The 15,669-nt window shown below is 72.1% G+C and carries 16 protein-coding genes; 12 read left to right on the top strand and 4 right to left on the bottom strand.

What is annotated here, in order from left to right; translation table 11 throughout:
• The first annotated feature begins 50 nt into the window (after nt 1-50).
• Genes ABT186_RS27080 through ABT186_RS27065 form a run of 4 tightly spaced genes read left to right on the top strand, consistent with a single transcriptional unit; the run spans nt 51 to nt 2,256 of the window.
• Nucleotides 51-449 carry a hypothetical protein gene (locus ABT186_RS27080; protein WP_351223415.1) on the top strand — a complete coding sequence of 133 codons (399 nt, stop codon included), beginning with the start codon at nt 51-53 and terminating at the stop codon, nt 447-449.
• Complete coding sequence (locus ABT186_RS27075) at nt 446-1,312, top strand: transcriptional regulator (protein ID WP_351927261.1); 867 nt, start codon at nt 446-448, stop codon at nt 1,310-1,312. The genes ABT186_RS27080 and ABT186_RS27075 overlap by 4 nt, the downstream gene beginning before the upstream one ends.
• A 40-nt stretch (nt 1,313-1,352) precedes the next feature.
• Nucleotides 1,353-1,865, top strand: coding sequence for a roadblock/LC7 domain-containing protein (locus tag ABT186_RS27070; protein WP_351223419.1), 513 nt, complete (start codon nt 1,353-1,355; stop codon nt 1,863-1,865).
• A 16-nt stretch (nt 1,866-1,881) separates the two neighbouring features.
• Nucleotides 1,882-2,256, top strand: a complete 375-nt coding sequence (locus ABT186_RS27065) for a roadblock/LC7 domain-containing protein (protein ID WP_351223421.1) — start codon at nt 1,882-1,884, stop codon at nt 2,254-2,256.
• 25 nt (nt 2,257-2,281) lie between these two features.
• Here ABT186_RS27065 and ABT186_RS27060 read toward each other — a convergent pair whose 3' ends face one another.
• The 3 genes from ABT186_RS27060 to ABT186_RS27050 form a co-directional block, all read right to left on the bottom strand.
• Nucleotides 2,282-2,875 (bottom strand): hypothetical protein, encoded by a 594-nt coding sequence (locus ABT186_RS27060; protein ID WP_351223423.1) that lies wholly within the window; start codon nt 2,873-2,875, stop codon nt 2,282-2,284.
• A 108-nt stretch (nt 2,876-2,983) separates the two neighbouring features.
• Nucleotides 2,984-3,826 carry a MurR/RpiR family transcriptional regulator gene (locus ABT186_RS27055; protein WP_351223425.1) on the bottom strand — a complete coding sequence of 281 codons (843 nt, stop codon included), beginning with the start codon at nt 3,824-3,826 and terminating at the stop codon, nt 2,984-2,986.
• Entirely contained in the window at nt 3,823-5,331 is a 1,509-nt protein-coding gene (locus ABT186_RS27050; RefSeq protein WP_351927259.1) for an aromatic amino acid ammonia-lyase, read from the bottom strand. The genes ABT186_RS27055 and ABT186_RS27050 overlap by 4 nt, the downstream gene beginning before the upstream one ends.
• Before the next feature lie 141 nt (nt 5,332-5,472).
• On the opposite strand from ABT186_RS27050, the gene ABT186_RS27045 reads away from it, so the two are divergent.
• The 7 genes from ABT186_RS27045 (at nt 5,473) to ABT186_RS27015 (ending at nt 11,911) form a co-directional block, all read left to right on the top strand.
• Nucleotides 5,473-6,519, top strand: a complete 1,047-nt coding sequence (locus ABT186_RS27045) for an ABC transporter ATP-binding protein (RefSeq protein ID WP_351927257.1) — start codon at nt 5,473-5,475, stop codon at nt 6,517-6,519.
• Complete coding sequence (locus tag ABT186_RS27040; RefSeq protein ID WP_351927255.1) at nt 6,516-7,157, top strand: ABC transporter permease; 642 nt, start codon at nt 6,516-6,518, stop codon at nt 7,155-7,157. Before ABT186_RS27045 ends, ABT186_RS27040 begins: the two co-directional genes overlap by 4 nt.
• A gap of 1 nt (nt 7,158) precedes the next feature.
• Nucleotides 7,159-7,821 carry an ABC transporter permease gene (locus tag ABT186_RS27035; protein WP_351927253.1) on the top strand — a complete coding sequence of 221 codons (663 nt, stop codon included), beginning with the start codon at nt 7,159-7,161 and terminating at the stop codon, nt 7,819-7,821.
• Nucleotides 7,822-7,832: 11 nt separating this feature from the next.
• Nucleotides 7,833-8,765 carry an ABC transporter substrate-binding protein gene (locus ABT186_RS27030; RefSeq protein ID WP_351927251.1) on the top strand — a complete coding sequence of 311 codons (933 nt, stop codon included), beginning with the start codon at nt 7,833-7,835 and terminating at the stop codon, nt 8,763-8,765.
• A 243-nt stretch (nt 8,766-9,008) separates the two neighbouring features.
• Complete coding sequence (locus tag ABT186_RS27025; protein WP_351223437.1) at nt 9,009-9,692, top strand: carbonic anhydrase; 684 nt, start codon at nt 9,009-9,011, stop codon at nt 9,690-9,692.
• A 160-nt stretch (nt 9,693-9,852) separates the two neighbouring features.
• Entirely contained in the window at nt 9,853-11,463 is a 1,611-nt protein-coding gene (locus ABT186_RS27020; RefSeq protein WP_351927249.1) for a SulP family inorganic anion transporter, read from the top strand.
• A gap of 19 nt (nt 11,464-11,482) precedes the next feature.
• Nucleotides 11,483-11,911: a hypothetical protein gene (locus tag ABT186_RS27015; RefSeq protein ID WP_351223502.1), complete on the top strand. Its 429-nt coding sequence runs from the start codon at nt 11,483-11,485 to the stop codon at nt 11,909-11,911.
• 377 nt (nt 11,912-12,288) lie between these two features.
• Here the strand turns inward: ABT186_RS27015 and ABT186_RS27010 are convergent, their stop codons facing one another.
• Nucleotides 12,289-13,680 carry a cystathionine beta-synthase gene (locus tag ABT186_RS27010; protein ID WP_351223441.1) on the bottom strand — a complete coding sequence of 464 codons (1,392 nt, stop codon included), beginning with the start codon at nt 13,678-13,680 and terminating at the stop codon, nt 12,289-12,291.
• A 179-nt stretch (nt 13,681-13,859) separates the two neighbouring features.
• Between ABT186_RS27010 and ABT186_RS27005 the strand changes: the two genes are divergently transcribed.
• Nucleotides 13,860-14,924 (top strand): SGNH/GDSL hydrolase family protein, encoded by a 1,065-nt coding sequence (locus tag ABT186_RS27005; RefSeq protein ID WP_351223443.1) that lies wholly within the window; start codon nt 13,860-13,862, stop codon nt 14,922-14,924.
• Nucleotides 14,925-15,669 lie beyond the last annotated feature (745 nt).

Raw genomic sequence — 15,669 nt, 5'->3', positions numbered from 1 at the left:
GCGTAGCGTCGGCGTCACTCAGCCGTACCCGAGGCGGGAGGGGAGCCACGGTGCCCGGAATCGACGAGTGCCTGCTGGAAGCCATGCGACTGCCCGGTGCCAGGGGCGCCGCGGTGGTCGACTGGACCAGCGGGCTCGCGCTGGGCACGGTCGGGGACTCACCCGGCGGTGACCACGAGACGACCGCGGCGGAGGCGGCCGAACTGGCCCGGCTGGCCGCCGAACACCGTGCGTTCGCCCCGGAGGACGACGCCGACTGGTCCGACGACGTGTGCCCGGTCGAGGACCTGATCATCGCCAACCGGGACAGCTACCACCTGCTGCGGTTCGTCCCGACGACCTTCGACAGCAGTGTCTTTCTGCACCTGTGGCTGGCCCGCACGGAGGGCAACCTCGCCCTCGCCCGCATCCGGCTCGGTGAGATGGCCGGACGGCTGGTGCTCGGATGACGACGGTCAGGACACCTCCGCCGCCCCCGCTGCCCGTACGGCAGCGGACACAGATCCCGAGCGGCGGTCTCTCCCCCATGCTCAGCCGGCTCGCCGAGGAACGGGCCACGGGCGTGCTGATGCGCGAGGGAGGCGTGCTCTACCTGTCCGACGGCCAGGTGGTGTACGCCGAGAGCCCGGCGACCCCGGGCCTCGACGTCCTGCTCACCGCGCGCGGCGCCCTCGACGAGGACGGCTGGCGGGAGGCGGTCGCGCAGGCGGGGGCGCGCAGGCTGGTGGGACGGTTCCTGGTCGACAGCGGCCGGATCGGCGAGGGCGCGCTGGAGCTGTGTCATCTGGGGGCGCTGTACGACGCGGCGTACTTCGTCCTCGGCCCGAGCAGCGCACCCGCCCGCTTCCGGTACGGGGAGGCCCACTGGCTGGGCCCCGTGCACCCGGTACCGGTGTCCGCCGTGGAACGCGAGACGGTGCGCCGCCGCGAGTTGCTCCACAGCATCTGGCCCGACCCGGCCACGGACGAAGGCCCGCTCGTGCGCGCGGACCGCCCGACCGGATCCACGGTCACGCCCCGCCAGGGTGCGGTGCTCGACCGAGTGGACGGAGTACGCACGGCAGCGGACATCTCACGAGCGCTGGGCCGCCCGGCGTTCCACACGCTGGTGGACGTACGGCGCCTGGCGGCGGCGGGCGTCGTATCGGCCCGTACGGCCGCACCCGCACCTGCTCCGGTACCCGTACCCGTACCCGTGCCCGTGCCCGTATCCGGCGTCGAGACACCGGCCCCCATCGACCAGTTGCCGCCTTTCGTCGACCCCCACATCACGTTGCTGAAGAGGCTGAGGGATGCGCTGGAGGCCCTTTGACCGGCTCGAACGGCAACGTCCTGCCGAGAGGAGACCCCTGATGGACGCGGAGGACGAGGTCCTCGACGAACTCCGCCGCCTGAGAGCCCGCATCCCCCAGCTGACCGGTGCCCTCGCCGCCAGCGTCGACGGACTCGTCCTCGCCCAGGACACCCCCGGCGTCGAGGCGGAGGGCGTCGCCGCCCTCACCGCCGCCGCGCTGGGCGTCGCCGTACGGATGACGGACGCGACGGGCCAGGGCGACTTCCGCGAACTGCTGGTCCGCGGCGTCCACGGCTACGTGGCCACCTACGCGGCGGGCCGCAGCGCCGTCCTGACGCTGCTCGCCCAGGACCGCGTCAACGTCGGCCGGCTGCACCTGGAGGGCCGCCGCGCGAGCACCCGTATCGGCGAGCTGGTGGACGCGGCCTACGCCCGGGCCGAGCCACCGCCGCAGTCCCGCACCACCCCGAAGACCGCCACCAGGTCCGTGCCCACACGGACGCGCACCGCGCGCACCCCCGCGAGCCCTCGTCCGGCCGCGAACGCGCGCACCACCACCACCGAAAGTTGAAAGGACACACCCCGAAATGGCCAACACCGAAACCGCGCTGAAAGAGGCGCTCGCCTCCGTCGAGGGCGCGACCGGAGCCGCCCTCGTCGACTACACCAGCGGCATGGCGCTCGGCACGATGGGCGGCAGCAAGAGCTTCGACCTCACCGTCGCGGCCGCGGGCAACACCGATGTCGTACGGGCCAAGCTGCGGACCATGGAACACCTCGGGCTCAAGGGGCAGATCGAGGACATCCTGATCACGCTGACCGACCAGTACCACCTGATCCGGCTGATCACCGGCCGCGGCGGCAACGGCCTCTTCCTCTATCTCGTTCTTGACTCCAAGCGCGCCAACCTGGCGATGGCCCGCCACCAGCTGAAGAAGATCGAGGAGGATCTGGAGGTCTGACCCTCCGGGGCGCCCGCTCCCCGCGCTACACGAGCTCGGCGGTACGGCGGCGCGCCCCGCCCGGGGCCGCGTCACCGGCCGCGATGCCGGTGGTGCGGTAACCCCTGACCGGCTTGCCCGCGGGCGCGCCGCCACGGCGGCCGAGCCAGTCGACGCGCACCCACAGCAGGGCGTCGTCGGCGCGTTCGCGGCGGCCGAGCCAGGCGGCCTTCAGCCGCAGTCCGGCGCCGGTCCCGGCGAGCAGCATGCCACCGGCGGCGGGCACCGCGAAGGAGCCGGCGAGCGCGGCGACGAAGGCGGCGAGCAGCCACCAACGGTGCCCGCGCCGCCAGGTGCGCAGGGTGACCGCGCGGTCCTGGAGCACGTCGTACTTGCCGGCCCGGGCGGCGCCGCGGGCGAGGGCGGTGTACCGCTTGCGACGCGCAGACGCGACGACGGCGGTCGCGACGACGAACAGCGCGGCCCCGGCCATGACACCGATCCGGCGTCCGGTCACTCCCGGTACGAGCACGCCGATACCCGCCGCGAACACCCCGAGCCACCACAGCGGTGCGGCCCCGGCCCGTATGACGACGGCCACCCGGGCCAGACCCTGTCCTCCATGTCCTCCGCGCGCCACGTTCTGCCTCCCGTCACTCCTGTGAAGCGCCCCAGTCCGTGGAGGCTAACGAGGGAATGTGAGACGAGTCTGAAAAGGCGGCCCCCGGCGAGCCGAGAACAAGCGGTGCTACTCGACGAACAGGCCCCGGGCCACCGCCCGCGTGTCGAACTCCTCCAGCCGGGCCTGGGCGTCGGGCAGGTCGTCGCACATCGCCTCGAGGAGGACCCGGCCGAGCAGCATCGGCGCACAGGCCGTGTCGAAGGCGAGCCCCGTGCCGACGGCGGCCGGCAGCAGCAGGTCCGAGACCTTCGCCACCGGCGCGAACGCCGAGTCCGCGACCGTGACGACCGTCAGGCCGGCCTCCTTGGCGTACGCGAGGGCGTCCACGACCTCACGCGGATGCCGGGGCAGCGCGAAGCACAGCAGGGCGCTCGCGCCCGCCCGGAGGGCCGCGTCGATACGGTCGTGGATCATCGTGCCGCCCTCGTTGAGCAGCCGCACGTCCGGATGGACCTTCGCCGCGAAGTAGGTGAAGCCGTACGCCTGGGAGGCGGCGGCCCGCAGGCCGAGCACGGGCAGGGGGCGTGAAGCGGCGAGGAGCCGTCCCGCCTGCTGCACGGGCCGTGGATCGGCCAGCAACTCCGCCAGGTGCCTCAGATTCTCGATCTCGGCCTCGACGGCCTGCTGGTACTCGTTGTACGCACCCGAGGCCGCCGTCTGTTCGGCGGGCGCGACCTCGCGCAGGTGCTTGCGCAGCGCAGGGTAGCCGTCGAAGCCGAGGGCCACCGCGAAGCGGGTGACGGACGGCTGGCTGACCCCGGCGAGTTCGGCCAGCTCCACACTCGACAGGAACGGCACGTCGGCGGCCCGCCGCACCATGCTGTGCGCGATGCGCCGCTGGGTCGGCGTGAGCCGGTGCCCCTCGAAGAGCGCCTGCAGCCGTGCGGCAGGGCTGTCGGTCACGTTCATGACGTGCTCCCCCTCCAGATGTCCGTGAACCGGTCGAGCAGCCGGGCCGCCGCGGTCACGTCGCCCGTGAGCGGCCGGTCGGCCGGATCGTCGTCGAGCACCGACTCGGCGAGTTCCAGCGCCCGGCCCACCGGAAGCTCCGGATCGGGCCGCACGTCGCGCAGGCGCAGCGCCCGTACGGCGGCGACCAGTTCGCAGCCGGCCACCAGACGGTACGCAGCGCAGGCGCGCAGCGTTTGACGCGCGGCGAGCGAAGCGAAACTGGCCTGCTCCTCGACGCCCCGGGAGAGTACAGCGTGTCCGAGCGACGCGGGTACGGAGAGTGCCCGCAGATCACCGAGGGCGGCCCCGGCGGCGTACTCAAGGATCATCACGCCGGAGGAGGCGGGCTCGGCATCGGCGAGGAAGGGGCGCAGACGGGTGTAGGCGGGTTCGTTGAGGCTCGACAGGCGCGAGGTGGACAGGCGTGCCACCTGCATCACCGCGAGTCTGAAATGGTCGAGGGCGAGGGCGAGTTGGGCCAGGTAGAAGCCGCCGTGATGGTAGGCGGCCATGTCCTCGGGGGAGATGAGCGGGTTCTCGGCGGCCGCGTTGATCTCGACGGTGAGGACGTTCTCCAGCGCGTCGGCCGCGTCGTGCGCGGGGCCGTGGATCTGGGGCAGACAGCGGAAGCCGTACGGATCCTGGATACGGCCCAGTGGCGGCGTCGGACGGTCGGCGGCGCCGATCAGTTCCCGCATACGGCGGGCGACCTCGGCGGAGCCGCGGTGCGGCCGGGCGGCGTGCACGGGGGCGGCGTACGCCTCGTGCGAGCCGTCCACCGCAAGCAGTGAGAGAGCGGCGACGACCTGGGTGGCGCCGATCAGCCCGCGCAGTTCGTGCAGCGCGAGCGCGGACTGGCCGAGGGTGAGGGCGTTGCTGCTGATCAGCGCCAGCGCGTCGTTGTTGTCCAGGGGCTGGGACGCGGGCGCTCCCGCCCCCCGCCACGGGTGTTCACCGGCGAGCGCGAGACCGACCTGCGCCAGCGCCGCGATGTCCCCGGTACCGACCGACCCGAATTCGTTGACGACCGGGTACGCCCCGCTCTCCAGGGCCTCGCACAGGGCCGTGATCACGGTGGGACGGAGCCCTGCGCCTCCCGCCAGCAGCTGATTGGCCCGGACCGCCAGCATCGCCCGGACCTGCCGCGCCGACAGCTCCTCGCCGATGGCTCCCGCGTGGCTGCGCAGCAGTCGCAGGCCGTGTCCGGCGGCGGCCTCGGTGGGCACGTCCTCGTTCCGGTTGGCGCCCACGCCCGTGGAGCGGCCGTAGACGCGGCCGGTCGCGGCGATACGGCGGGCGGCGTCCCAGGACTCCTCGGCACGCTTCATCGCATCGGTCCCGGGAACCGGCCGCGCGGCACCGTCGGCAAGGCGTACGACGTCGTCGACACCGAGCCCACACCCGTCGAGGACCACCAGGCCGGACTGCACAGGATCCGGTGCGTCCACAATCCGAGACGACATAAAGCCCAAACCCCCATCGAACGGGACATTGGATCTTGCCCCTCGGTCATCCGTTACCGCGGATTAACGCCGGAGCATTGACAACCTATTCAGACACCAAGAACTCTGCATGACGTTATACAGCCGGGCAAGGGACATCTCATGATCCAGTTCGATGCGGTCCACAAGCGCTTCCCGAACGGCACGACAGCAGTCCACGACCTCTCCCTGGAGATGCCGGAGGGCGGCGTGACCGTCCTGGTCGGATCCTCCGGTTGCGGCAAGACGACCACCCTGCGGATGATCAACCGGATGGTCGATCCGACTTCCGGGACCATCCGCGTGGGCGGCCGGGACGTCCTGGAGCAGGACGCCGCCGAGCTGCGCCGCTCCATCGGCTACGTCATCCAGCAGTCGGGCCTCTTCCCGCACCGCACGGTGCTCGACAACATCGCGACCGTGCCGCTCCTGCTCGGCTGGGGCCGCCGCAAGGCCCGGGCCCGCGCGGCCGAGCTCCTGGAGACCGTCGGGCTTGCCGCCGATGCCGGCAAGCGGTATCCGCACCAACTCTCCGGCGGCCAGCAGCAGCGTGTGGGCGTCGCCCGCGCGCTCGCCGCGGACCCGCCGGTGCTCCTCATGGACGAGCCGTTCGGCGCGGTCGACCCCGTCGTGCGCACCCAGCTGCAGGACGAACTCCTGCGTCTGCAGAAGGAGTTGAACAAGACCATCGTCTTCGTCACGCACGACATCGACGAAGCCGTCCGGCTCGGCGACCGGATCGCGATCTTCCGCACCGGTGGCCACCTGGTGCAGTGCGCCCCGCCCGCCGAGCTGCTCGCCCGCCCGGCCGACGACTTCGTGGCGGACTTCCTCGGCGCCGAGCGCGGCCTGAAGCTGCTCTCGCTGACGCCCCTCGGGAACGTCCCGCAGGGCCCGGCTCCCGAGGGCGGCACCTGGACCCTCGTCCTCGACGCGGCCCGCAAGCCGCTGCACTGGACCTCGAAGGACGCCGAACTCCCCGTACGTCCCCTGCAGGACACCGACTCCCTGCTGTCGGCGCTGAACGAGTCGGTCGCCTCCCCCACCGGTCTCGTCGCCCGCGTCGATGCCGACGGCGCCCTCACCGGTGTCTCCTCCCGCGACGACATCCACGAGCACGCGGGCCGGGCACACGTGGAGGCACTCACGGAAGAGAGCGCCGCCGCATGACCATCGACTGGTCCTGGATCTCCGGCCACACCGGCGACCTCACCACCCTCACGCTCTCCCACCTTCAGGCGGCCCTGACCGCCGTCTTCTTCGGGGTGCTGATCTCGCTCCCCCTCGCCGTGGTCGCCCACCGGATCCGCCCCCTGCGCGGCTTCCTCCTCGGCGTCTCGAACGTCCTGTTCACCATCCCGTCGATCGCGATCTTCGTGCTTCTGCTCCCGGTCTCCGGACTGACCCGCACCACCACCGTCATCGGCCTGACGGTCTACACGCTGGTCGTCCTGCTCCGGAACACGGTCGAGGGCCTGGACTCCGTCCCCGCGAAGACGAAGGAGGCCGCGAAGGCGATGGGCACGCGCCCCCTGCGCGCCCTCCTCACCGTCGAACTCCCCCTCGCGCTCCCCGTGATCATGGCGGGCATCCGGATCGCGACGGTCATGTCGATCTCGCTGGTGTCGGTCGCGACCTACATCGGCGACGGCGGCCTCGGCCAGCTCTTCACCGACGGCTTCCAGCGCAACTTCCCGACCCCCGTGATCGCCGGAGTGGCCCTCACGATCCTGCTGGCGCTGATCGCGGACGCGCTGCTGGTCGCCGTCCAGTACGCACTCACCCCATGGACGAGGCGGCGAGCCTGACATGTACGAACTCTTCAAGAACCTCGGCAAGTGGCTCGTCAGCGGCGCCCAGTGGTCCGGCTCCGACGGCATCGCCCACCGCCTCGCCGAACACCTCCAGTACTCGCTGCTCGCCACCCTCATCGCGGCCGCCATCGGTCTGCCCCTCGGCCTGCTGATCGGACACACCGGCAAGGGCGCGTTCATCGCGATCAACCTCGCGTCCTTCGGCCGCGCCCTGCCGACCGTCGGCCTGGTGGTCCTGGTCTTCCTGGCCGGCGGCCTGTCGATGCTGCCGGTGTACGTCGCCCTGGTCGCCCTCGCGGTCCCGGCGATCGTCACCAACACCTACGCGGGCATGACCGCCGTCGACCCGGACGTGAAGGACGCTGCCCGCGGGCAGGGCATGCGCGGCCACCAGGTCCTCTTCCAGGTGGAGCTGCCGCTCGCCCTCCCCCTGATCATGACGGGCCTGCGCCTGGCGCTGATCCAGGTGGTCGCGACGGCCACGATCGCCGCGTACGTCTCCTTCGGCGGCCTGGGCCGCTATGTCTTCGACGGTCTCGCCCAGCGCGACCTCGTGCAGGTGCTCGGCGGCGCGGTACTGGTCGCCGTGCTGGCCGTAGCCCTCGATCTGCTCCTGAGCGGCCTCCAGCGCTTCCTCTTCCGCCACCGCACTGCCTAGGGAACCCCCGCATGAATCGTCGTACTGTCCTCGGCGGCCTGTTCGCGGCTGCCTCCGTCCCCGCCCTCTCCGCCTGCGCGAGCGGCATCACCTCCCTCGACAGCCAGGGCAGCGGCTCCGGTGGCGGCGGCTCCAGCAAGGGCGGCGTCACCATCGGCACCGCCAACTTCACCGAGAACCAGGTGCTGGGCTACCTCTACGCGGCCGTCCTGAAGGCGGCCGGCGTGAAGGTGAAGGTCCGTCCCAACCTCGGCACCCGGGAGATCGTGATCCCCGCCCTCAAGGCCGGCGACATCGACCTCCTGCCCGAATACCAGGGCGCCCTCCTCAACTACCTCGCCCCGAAGGACACCTCCGCGGAGCCGGGCGCCATGCAGAACGCCCTCACCCTGGCGCTGCCCAGCGGCCTCCAGGTCCTGCCGTACGGCATGGCCGCCGACTCCGACGCCTTCGTCGTCACCCGGGCGACCGCGCAGAAGTACGGCCTGACCTCCCTCGCCGACCTGAAGAAGCAGAACGGCAGGCTGGTCATCGGCGCCGCGCCCGAGGTGAAGAAGCGCCAGGTCGGCGCGGTCGGCCTGAAGGACGTGTACGGCATCGAGTTCAAGGAGTTCAAGTCCCTGGACTCCGACGGCCCGTTGGTCAAGGGCGCCCTGAAGAAGGGCGACGTGGACGTGGCGAACCTCTTCACCACCGACACCGACATCAAGGCCAACGACTGGGTGGTGCTGACCGACCCCCTGAACCTGATCCCCAGCCAGCACATCGTTCCCCTCATCGCCGACCGCAAGGCCGACAGCACGGTCCGCAAGGCCCTCGCCCGGCTCGGCAACGTCCTCACCACCGACCAGCTCACCCAGCTCAACAGCCAGGTCGACAACGACAAGAAAGACCCGGAGGACGTGGCCGGCGCGTACGCCAAGCAGCACGGCCTGGTGAAGTAGCCGGTCAGATGGCGCTCCACGGCGCGCGCCCCGGAACGCACGGCGCACACGCCGGTTGACGATCAAGGCGCGGTATCGAGGCGGCGATGATCTGACGACGAATCCACCAAAGGTCGTTAAACGGATACGTAGTGTCACCACAGAAGTGCGTACGGTGAACAGGCGTCGCGGTCAACGCTCCCGGTGAGCGCGGCGCTTCTCCTCGCCTCGACCGAGGACCCGTACGACTCCTGAGGAAGCGTCATGGCCTCGAACCGCAGGGCCTTTCTGACGGCCACGGCCGTCGGCGCACTGGCCGGCACCCCCACCGCAACGGCGGCAGCCCCCGTATCCGCCCCCATCACCCGTCTCCGTCCGCCGGTCACCGGCCAGGACGCCCTCGCCGAGTTGCTCGCCGGCAACAGGCGCTATGCCGGCGGCCGCCCCCTCCATCCGCACGAGGAACGCGCCCGGCGGCATCTACTGGTCGCCGGTCAGCACCCGTTCGCATTCGTCGTCGGCTGCATCGACTCCCGGGTGCCGCCCGAGCTGGTCTTCGACCAGGGGCTCGGGGACCTGCTCTGCATAAGGACGGCCGGCCAGGTGCTGGACGAGGCGGTCCTCGGATCCATCCAGTACGGCGTCGAGGAGTTGCGCGTCCCGCTGGTGCTCGTGCTGGGTCACGGGCGGTGCGGAGCGGTGGCGGCGACGCTCGACCACCTCCGCACGGGGAAGCGGGTGCCCGGTCATCTGCGGCTGCTGGTGGACGAGATCGCCCCGGCCGCACGCCGCACCCAGGACCTGCCCGGCGACTGGCTGGACCACACGGTCCGGGCGCACGCGGTCTGGGTACGGGACGCGATCCGCGCGGATCCGGCCTTCAGACCGGCCCATGTGGCGGCGGCGCGGTTCGACCTCGATACGGGCCTGGTCTCCCTGCTGCCCTGAACACCCGCTCACAGACGAACTCCCGCACACGAAGCTCCCGCACGTGGCTCTCGTACACGAATCCCTGCAAGCGGCTCCCGCACGCGGCTCCCGTACGTGACTCTCACCAACTCTCGTACACGAACTCTCGTACACGAACTCCCGCACACGAAGAAGTCCCATGAAGCACTCCCCTGCCCTCCACCGGGCCCTGTCCGTCCTGCCCTCCCTCTCCGACCTCCGCACCATGACCCGGGCCCCGCGGCGCGACCTGCTGTGCGGTCTCACCGTCGCCGTCGTGGCCCTCCCGCTCGCCCTCGGCTTCGGCGTGACCTCCGGGCTCGGTGCCGCGGCGGGACTCGCCACCGCGATCGTCGCCGGATCGCTCGCCGCGCTCTTCGGCGGCTCCGCACGCCAGGTCAGCGGACCGACGGGCGCGATGACCGTCGTCCTCGTGCCGATCGTCCACCGGTACGGCGCCGACGGCGTCCTCACCGTCGGCCTGATCGCCGGTGTCATGCTGCTGGCGCTCGCCTTCGCCCGGGCGGGGGCGGCGATGGCCTACGTACCCGCGCCCGTGATCGCCGGGTTCACCATCGGCATCGCGTCCGTCATCGCACTGCAGCAGATGCCCGCGGCGCTCGGTGTGCCGACGCCGCACGGCGAGCAGGTCGCGGTCGTGGCGGCACGGGCGGCGGAGGAATTCGGGCACACTCCGCACTGGCCCGCGCTGTTCCTGTCCCTCGGGGCCGCCGCGCTGATGCTCGCCGGGGCGCGGTGGAAGCCCCGCGTGCCCTTCTCGCTCGTGGCCGTGGCCGGCGCGACCGTCGCCGCCGAGGTGCTGCATCTGCACGTCACCCGCATCGGCACGCTCCCCGCCTCCCTCCCGGTGCCGTCCCTGGCGTTCCTGGACGTCTCCCGCATCCCGTCCCTCCTCGCCCCCGCCGCCGCGGTCGCCGCCCTCGCCGCGCTGGAGTCCCTGCTGTCCGCCTCCGTCGCGGACGGCATGCGCCCGGGCGAGCATCACGACCCCGGCAAGGAGCTGTTCGGCCAGGGCATCGCCAATCTCGCGGCCCCGCTGTTCGGAGGCGTACCGGCCACGGGCGCGATCGCGCGGACGGCCGTCAACGTCCGTACGGGCGCCGCCTCCCGTCTGGCCGCCCTGACGCACGCCGTGATCCTCGCCGGGATCGTGGCGGTGGCCGCCCCGCTGGTGGGCCGCATCCCGCTGACGGCGCTCGCGGGCGTCCTGCTCGCGACGGCCGTACGAATGGTCGAGACGGACGCGGTACGGGCGATGGCGCGGGCCACGCACGGCGACGCACTGGTGCTCCTGCTCACGGCGTGCGCGACCCTGGCGCTGGACCTGGTGCGGGCGGTGCTGCTGGGCCTCGGCGTCTCCGTCCTCCTGGCCCTGCGCGCGGCGGTACGCGGCACCCGGCTCACCCCCGCCGCCTCGGACGAACTGCCCGGCGGCGCGGGCACGGTGACGTACCGCTTCGACGGGCCGCTGCTGTTCGCGGCGGCGCACCGCTTCCGCCGGGGCCTGGCGGACGTGCAGGGGGTCTCGGCCGTGGATCTGCGTATGTCGGGGCTGACGGCGGTCGACGCGACGGGCGCGCTGGCGCTGAAGGACGCGGTCGGCGAACTGGCGGGCCGGGGCATCGAGGTGCGCATCTCGGGAGTCGGGCAGGGGCACCGCAGGGTGCTGGAGTCCCTCGGCGTACTCCCGGCAGGCCCCAGCCGGAACAGGGGGGCTATCCCCAGTGCGGCGGGGGTCCCGGCTCCCTAACCTGAGGGGCATGACCGGAATGGGCGCGCACGACGCCGACCTCAAGAAGGAACTCAACGCCACCCTGCAGGCCCGCAGGGAACTGGGCGAGGAGTACGAGTCGGCGCTGGTCGATTCCTTCATGGAGAAGGTCGACCAGCGTATCGACGGCGCGATCGACCGCCGGGTGCGGCGGCAGATGGCCGAGCAGCAGATGGTGGTGGCGCGGGGTTCACGGTCGCCGAGGGCCACCGATTCGTGGGGCGAGCGCTTCGGTTTCGGCGTCGTATCGCTGGTCCTGGCGGTCCCGCTGTCCGCGATCGCAGGCGGTATCGGGGGCGTGCCCGGCCTCGTGGCCGCCTGGGTCGGCATCGTCGGCGTCAATGTGGCCCAGGCCGCGCGCATCAACCCCGGCATCTTCGGTGGTCGCCGCCCCGGGACCTCCCGGGACGGTGACCGGGAGGACTGAGCGCCCGCGGGCCTCCGGCCTGCGGCACTCCGACCGATCTGCCGCCCGAAAAAAAATGCGCGGGGACCGCCGCACCCCCGTTACCGGGGGGCGGGACGACGGCGGTCCCCGCGAAGGACGCGGGCCGGGTCAGGGCCGGGCTTGCGCGTCCATGGCGTCCATGGAGGTCCGGGAGCCGCTCCGGAGGTCCTTGGCGCCGTTTCGGTTGCCGGCCGGGGCGGGGAGCCGCTCCCGCCCTGCCGACATCCACTAATGTGCCGGACCCGTGTTAAGCGGGTGCTGCGTGAACGTGACACGCTCGTACCACTTCTGAGAAGCCCTGCCCCGGTGCGTCACCGTAGGTTCCCCTGGTACACGGCCGGTTCACCGGACGTTCGCTACTGCTTTTCCCCCTTGGCCAGGAAGGCCAGCAGGTCCTGCCGGCTGACCACACCGGTCGGCTTGCCCTCGACGAGGACGATCGCCGCGTCGGCCGTACCCAGCACGGACATCAGGTCCCCGACCGGCTCGCCGGAGCCGACCTGCGGAAGCGGCGCGGACATGTGCTTCTCCAGCGGGTCGTCGAGCGAGGCGCGCTTGGTGAACAGGGCGTCCAGCAGCTCACGCTCGACGACGGACCCCACGACCTCGGCGGCCATCACGTCCGGGTGGCCCGCGCCCGGCTTGACGATCGGCATCTGGGAGACGCCGTACTCGCGCAGCACCTCGATGGCCTGACCGACCGTCTCGTCGGGGTGCATGTGGACGAGGGAGGGGATGGAGCCGCCCTCCTTGTCGTTGAGCACGTCGGCGACACGGGCGCTCGGGCCGGTGTCCTCCAGGAAGCCGTAGTCGGCCATCCACTCGTCGTTGAAGATCTTGCTGAGGTAGCCACGGCCGCTGTCGGGCAGCAGCACGACCACGACGTCGTCCGGCCCGAGCCGCTCGGCGACCCGCAGCGCGGCGACGACGGCCATGCCGCACGAGCCGCCGACCAGCAGCCCCTCTTCCCTGGCCAGCCGCCGGGTCATCTGGAAGGAGTCCTTGTCGGACACGGCGACGATCTCGTCGGCGACGGTCCGGTCGTACGCGGTCGGCCAGAAGTCCTCACCGACGCCCTCGACGAGGTACGGCCGCCCGGACCCGCCCGAGTACACGGACCCCTCGGGGTCGGCGCCGACGACCTTGACGCGCCCGTCGCTGACGTCCTTCAGATAGCGGCCGGTGCCGGAGATGGTCCCGCCGGTGCCGACGCCGGCGACGAAGTGGGTGATCTTCCCCTCCGTCTGCTCCCACAGCTCGGGGCCGGTCGAGTGATAGTGCGAAAGAGGGTTGTTGGGGTTGGAGTACTGGTCGGGCTTCCAGGCACCGGGGGTTTCCCGCACAAGCCGGTCCGACACGTTGTAGTACGAGTCCGGGTGCTCGGGAGCCACGGCCGTCGGGCACACGACGACTTCGGCCCCGTAGGCCCGCAGCACATTGATCTTGTCGGTGGAGACCTTGTCGGGGCACACGAAAATGCACTTGTAGCCCTTCTGCTGGGCCACGATCGCAAGGCCCACCCCGGTGTTCCCGCTGGTCGGCTCCACGATCGTGCCTCCGGGCTTGAGCTCGCCGCTCTGCTCGGCCGCCTCGATCATGCGCAGGGCGATGCGGTCCTTCACGGAACCGCCGGGGTTGAAGTACTCGACCTTCGCGAGGACGGTCGCCTGAATGCCGGCGGTCACGCGGTTGAGCCTCACCAGCGGGGTGTTGCCGACCAGGCTGATCATCGAGTCGTGGAATTGCACCGTTGTCTCCGGTTGCTGCAAAAGATGTGGTCGTGATGGTGCCGCCAGCGTAAGCGGTCCCGCGGCCGGGCGGTCTGCAAACGCGGGCCGTCCCGGCTGTTCACGCCCTGTTGAGATTGGGCGACGGGGCGTACGGGGCAAGCACTGGATGTACGGCTTCGAGGAGGTGGCGGCGACGCATGTCGAGCATGTCGAGGGCGAGGGTGGCCCGGCGCATCGCGGCGGGCGCGGCATATGGCGGCGGCGGAATCGGCCTGGTCGGTGCGGCCGCCGTCGGAGTGCTGCTGGCCGAGGTGCAGATGGCCAAGCGCCATGTGGGCAACGGGCACAGCCCGCACCCGCCGAGCCCGGACGGCCTGTACGGGTCCCCCAGCTCGGGCGCAGCCGGAAGCGGGAAGGGGTACGCCGTCCTCGACGATCCGCCGCTGAGGCTGACGATGCTCGGCGACTCCACGGCCGCGGGGCAGGGGGTGCACCGATCACGCCAGACGCCGGGCGCACTGCTGGCGTCGGGTCTGGCGGCGGTGGCGGAACGCCCGGTGGAACTGCGCATCGTGGCGCTCCCGGGGGCGCAGTCGGACGACCTGGACCGCCAGGTCGCCCTGGCCCTCGATGACCAGGACCGGGTCCCCGACATCTGCGTGATCATGATCGGCGCGAACGACGTGACGCACCGGATGCCGCCCACGCGCTCGGTACGCCACTTGTCGGCGGCGGTACGACGGCTGCGCACGGCCGGGGCCGAGGTCGTGGTGGGCACATGCCCGGACCTGGGCACGATCGAGCCGGTGCAGCAGCCGCTGCGCTGGCTGGCGCGCCGGGCCTCCCGTCAGCTGGCCGCGGCCCAGACGATCGGGGCCGTCGAACAGGGCGGCCGTACGGTGTCGCTGGGCGACCTGCTCGGCCCGGAGTTCGAGGCGAACCCGCGCGAGCTGTTCGGCCCCGACAACTACCACCCCTCGGCGGAGGGCTACGCCACGGCGGCGATGGCGGTCCTGCCGACGGTGTGCGCGGCGCTGGGCCTGTGGCCGGCGGAGGAGGAGCGTCCGGACGTGTCCCGCCGCGAGGGCTTCCTGCCGGTGGCCCGTGCGGCGGCCGAGGCGGCCTCGGAGGCAGGCACGGAGGTCACGGCCGCCATGCCGACGGGCCCGCGGGGCCCATGGGCCCTCCTCAAGCGCAGGCGCCGCCGTCGCCTCCCCACCCCGGACACCACACCGACCCCGGCCCCGGAGCCCACGGCCTGATCCCGGGTCTCCCTCGCCCCGCGGCCCCATCGGGGCTCCACCCCCACACTCCGGGGGCAGGGCCACGACGCGGACTGCGTCCCCAGCCCCCACAGGCGGGACCGCCCCGACCGTGGCGAGGACTACGTCCCCCACACCCCGCTCAGGGCTCCGCCCCCGGTCCACGCCCCGACCGAGGACCCCAAGCCGGGGCGACCCCAATCCTGGCGAGGACTACGTCCCCCACACCCCTCTCGGGACTCCGCCCCCGGTCCCCGCCCCGACCGAGGACCCCAAGCCGGGGCGACCCCAACCCTGGCGGGAACTGCGTCCCCTGCACCCCTCTCGGGGCTCCACCGCAGCCCCCGGCGGGGCACAGCTCCCGGTGGCCCCCAGCCCAATCAGCCCCACCCAACCCGTCCACCGCTTGACGACGAAGCCACCCAGGCCAACCGTGGGCCTGGGGCACAGCCCCCGACAACCTCCCAGCCCGATCAGCCCCACCCGCAACCCGTCCACCGCTTGACGACGAAGCCACCCAGGCCAACCGTGGGTCTGGGGGCACAGCCCCCGGTAGCCTCCCAGCCCGATCAGCCCCACCCGCAACCCGTCCACCGCTTGACGACGAAGCCACCCAGGCCAACCGTGGGTCTGGGGGCACAGCCCCCGGTAGCCTCCCAGCCCGATCAGCCCCACCCACCCCGTCCACCGCTTGACGACGAAGCCACCCAGGCCAACCGTGGGTCTGGGGGCACAGCCCCCGGTA

The organism is Streptomyces sp. NPDC001634, from assembly GCF_040298185.1.
Lineage (GTDB): Bacteria > Actinomycetota > Actinomycetes > Streptomycetales > Streptomycetaceae > Streptomyces.
The sequence above is the reverse complement of the archived record's forward strand: the minus strand, read 5'-3'. Positions and strand labels throughout refer to the sequence as shown.